Source organism: Streptomyces sp. NPDC059853, from assembly GCF_042731495.1.
GTDB lineage: Bacteria > Actinomycetota > Actinomycetes > Streptomycetales > Streptomycetaceae > Streptomyces.
In genome coordinates, this window is record NZ_JBHWJL010000549.1 from 1 (window position 1) to 1488 (window position 1488).

The 1488-nt window shown below is 70.2% G+C and carries 2 protein-coding genes; both read left to right on the forward strand.

Annotated elements, in window-relative coordinates:
* The coding region (gene prcB, locus ACFV5N_RS27755) for a proteasome subunit beta (RefSeq protein WP_385605281.1) at nt 1-726 on the forward strand (726 nt) is incomplete at its 5' end.
* Nucleotides 727-759: 33 nt separating this feature from the next.
* Nucleotides 760-1488: proteasome subunit alpha (gene prcA / locus ACFV5N_RS27760; protein WP_385605284.1), on the forward strand; the 729-nt coding region annotated here is incomplete at its 3' end.

Consider the following 1488-nt stretch of genomic DNA (forward strand, 5'->3'; position numbering starts at 1 on the left):
CTGCCGCCCGTGGAGGGTCCCGTGCAGATTCCGCACGGGACCACGATCGTGGCCGCCACGTTCTCCGGCGGCGTGGTCCTCGCGGGCGACCGCAGGGCCACCATGGGCAACCAGATCGCCCAGCGGGACGTGGAGAAGGTCTTCCCGGCGGACGAGTTCTCCGCCGTGGGCATCGCCGGCACCATGGGCTTCGCGATCGAGCTGGTGAAGCTCTTCCAGCTGGAGCTGGAGCACTTCGAGAAGGTCGAGGGCGAAGTCCTGTCCCTGGAGGGCAAGGCCAACCGGCTCTCCGCCATGATCCGCGGCAACCTGGGCATGGCCATGCAGGGCCTGGCCGTGGTGCCGCTCTTCGCCGGCTACGACCTCGACCGCGCCAAGGGCCGGATCTTCTCCTACGACGTGACCGGTGGCCGCTCCGAGGAGCTGGGCTTCGCCGCCGTCGGCTCCGGCTCGGTCTTCGCCCGCGGCTCGCTCAAGAAGCTGCACCGCGAGGACCTCACGGAGCAGCAGACGGTCACCGCCGTCGTGCAGTCCCTCTACGACGCCGCCGACGACGACTCCGCCACCGGCGGCCCCGACCTGACCCGGCGGATCTACCCGATCGTCACCGTGATCACCGAAGAGGGCTTCCGCCGGCTCACCGAGGCGGAGATCTCCGAGATCGCCCGTTCGGTGCACGAGGGCCGGCTCCAGCTGCCCAACGGGCCGCAGGCCCCGGTTCTGTAGATTTCCCAAGGATCAGGAAGGGACGAATAGCCGGTGTCGACGCCGTTCTATGTCTCACCCCAGCAGGTCATGGCGGACCGCGCCGAGTACGCCCGCAAGGGCGTGGCGCGCGGGCGTGCCCTGGTCGTGCTGCAGTATGCCGACGGCATCGTGTTCGTCGCCGAGAATCCCTCGCGGGCGCTGCACAAGGTCAGCGAGATCTATGACCGGATCGCCTTCGCCGCCACGGGCAAGTACAACGAGTACGAGAACCTGCGCATCGGCGGCACCCGGTACGCCGATCTGCGCGGCTACACCTACGACCGCGAGGACGTGACGGCGCAGGGGCTCGCCAATCTCTACGCCCAGACGCTGGGCACCATCTTCTCCAGCGCGGCCGAGAAGCCCTACGAGGTGGAGCTGCTGGTCGCCGAGGTGGGGGAGAGCAGCGCGGAGGACGAGATCTACCGGCTGCCGCACGACGGCTCCATCATCGACGAGCACGGCTCGGTCGCGGTGGGCGGCAACGCGGAGCAGATCGGCAGCTATCTCAAGCAGCGCCACCGGGACGACATGCCGCTGGGCGAGGCCCTGCGGCTCGCGGTGGCGGCGCTCGGCCGGGACAGCGGCGGCGGTGAGGTGCGGGAGCTGACCGCCGACCAGTTGGAGGTCGCGGTGCTCGACCGCACCCGCCCGCAGCAGCGCAAGTTCAAGCGGGTCCTCGGCCGCCAGCTGGCCCGGCTGCTGGACGAGAACCCGCACACCCCGACCGCCCCGGAGCCC